The organism is Pseudomonas sp. (assembly GCF_026224925.1).
In the GTDB taxonomy this organism is placed as follows: domain Bacteria; phylum Pseudomonadota; class Gammaproteobacteria; order Pseudomonadales; family Pseudomonadaceae; genus Aquipseudomonas.
On sequence record NZ_JAMFRV010000320.1, the window covers coordinates 1 to 2,281 of the forward strand.

Consider the following 2,281-nt stretch of genomic DNA (forward strand, 5'->3'; position numbering starts at 1 on the left):
CCACGGCATCTTTTCCAGTTCGGTACGCATACCCGCCAGGTCGATGGTGAAAAAGCTGGCCGCCACATAAGGCGCGATACGTTGTTGAACCGCCTGCTGGCTGATGTAGCTCAGGTCGCCCTGCACGTTGATCTTGGTGATCGGCTGATCGGCATACGGCAGCAACCGCTGAGCCGCCTCGTAGGTACCGAAGCCAAGAACGACCAACATCACTGGCCAGAACAGCAGTTTGAGAAAGCCAAAATTGGCTTTAGGCAGGCGCACCGAAAGCGGCTCTTTGGCCACCATTCGACTGGCACCACGCGGCACCGGCTTACGACCGGGAACGGGTTGCTGATGACGTAGCATCGCGCCTTGCATGGGTTTAACCTCGCGCCTCTACACTGTCGGCCAATATCGCCAACACCAACTGCTGAAAATCCAGGCCTGCAGCACGGGCTGCCATTGGAACCAAACTGTGATCGGTCATGCCCGGAACGGTGTTCACTTCCAACAGCCAGAACTTGCCGTCCGCGTCTTGCATAACATCTGCCCGCGCCCAACCGGCAATGCCAATGGCCTCGCATGCTCGTGCGGTCAGGTCTTTAAGTTCTTGCTCTTTGGCGTCATCAAGCCCACACGGAATCCGATACTGGGTATCGGACGACACGTACTTGGCGTCGTAGTCGTAGAAGCTGTGAGGAGTGCCGAGACCGATGGGCGGTAATATCTGGTCACGCAGCGTGGCAATGGTGAACTCCGGACCTTGAATCCATTGTTCAACCAACACTTGCGAATCGTAGGTACTGGCTGCTTTCCATGCGGCGATTAATTCGTCGACGCTGGTCACCTTGGCCATACCAATACTGGAACCTTCATGGGCCGGTTTGACGATCAAAGGGAAGCCCAGTTCCCCTGCCGCAGAAATACAATTTTCCTCGCAGCTCAATACCGCATGACGAGGGGTCGAGAGGCCCAGACTTTGCCAAACCTGTTTGGTGCGTAACTTGTCCATGGCCAACGCCGACGCCAATACGCCGCTGCCGGTATAAGGAATTTCCAGACACTCCAGCAGGCCTTGCATGCTGCCGTCTTCGCCGCCACGCCCGTGCAGGACGATGAAGGCGCGATCAAATTTTTCGCTGACCAGACGCTGCAGAAAATCGTCACCTACGTCGATACCGAAAGCATCGACACCGGCACTTTGCAGCGCTTCAAGCACTGCCTGGCCAGACTTCAGGGAAACTTCCCGCTCAGCGCTTTTGCCGCCGAACAACACTGCGACACGACCGAAAGCGCTTGGCTCCAGCGTGGACATCAGCGAGGACTTCATGGCGAGTGTGCTCATTTCAGTTTGCCCTCGGTCGGGGCGACGATTGCACCCGCGAACAAAGGGCTTTTCAGCAGTTGTGGTGCGAGACCGCCAATATCACCGGCGCCTTGGCACAACAGGATGTCGCCCGCGCGCAGGAGCGGTTTGACCAGCGGTGCCAGCTCAACGCCACGCTCGATGTAAATCGGGTCCAGCAGACCGCGCTGACGAATGCTATGGGCCAAATGGCGGCTGTCCGCCCCTGGAATGGCTTCTTCTCCGGCGGGATAAACTTCCATCAGCAGAAGCACGTTGGCCTCTGTCAGTACCTGCACGAAGTCATCGTAAAGATCACGGGTGCGACTGAACCGGTGCGGTTGGTAAACCATCACCAGACGACGATCCGGCCAACCTCCGCGTACAGCGTTGATCACAGCCGCCACTTCACGCGGGTGGTGACCGTAGTCATCGACCAGCATCACGTTGCCGCCTTCGACGGGCAGTTCGCCGTATATCTGGAAGCGCCGTCCGACGCCCTGGAAGCCTGACAAACCTTGAACGATGGCTTCGTCAGAAACGCCCTCATCAGTCGAGATTGCGATGGTCGCCAAGGAATTGAGCACGTTGTGGTTGCCCGGCATATTCACCGAAACATCCAACGGCTCGCGGTCACGGCGCAGCACGGTGAAATAGGTTTGCATGCCGTCCTGACGCACATTGATGGCGCGAACGTCGGCTTCTTCGCTGAAGCCGTAAGTCAGGGTCGGACGCTTGATCAGCGGCAGAATTTCCCGCACCACCGGATCATCAATACAGACCACGGCCAAGCCGTAGAACGGCAAGTTATGCAAGAATTCAACGAAGGTCTTCTTCAGTTTGTTGAAGTCACCTTCGTAGGTTTCCATGTGGTCAGCGTCAATGTTGGTGACCACGGCCACCAACGGCTGCAAGTGCAGAAAGCTCGCGTCGCTTTCGTCGGCTTCGGCAATC

At 57.3% G+C, this 2,281-nt stretch carries 3 protein-coding genes; all 3 read right to left on the reverse strand.

The window, feature by feature from the left end; all coding sequences use genetic code 11:
* The coding region (locus M0974_RS13910) for an FtsQ-type POTRA domain-containing protein (protein ID WP_297837544.1) at nucleotides 1-360 on the reverse strand (360 nt) is incomplete at its 3' end.
* A gap of 4 nt (nucleotides 361-364) precedes the next feature.
* Nucleotides 365-1,312: a D-alanine--D-alanine ligase gene (locus M0974_RS13915; protein ID WP_297837550.1), complete on the reverse strand. Its 948-nt coding sequence runs from the start codon at nucleotides 1,310-1,312 to the stop codon at nucleotides 365-367.
* 11 nt (nucleotides 1,313-1,323) lie between these two features.
* Nucleotides 1,324-2,281 (reverse strand): Mur ligase family protein (gene murC / locus M0974_RS13920; RefSeq protein WP_297837547.1); only part of this gene is annotated, 958 nt, incomplete at its 5' end.

Bases quoted from the DNA above. Each gene is read 5' to 3' on its own strand.
- M0974_RS13915 (WP_297837550.1), bottom strand. From the start codon at position 1,312: ATGAAGTCCTCGCTGATGTCCACGCTGGAGCCAAGCGCTTTCGGTCGT.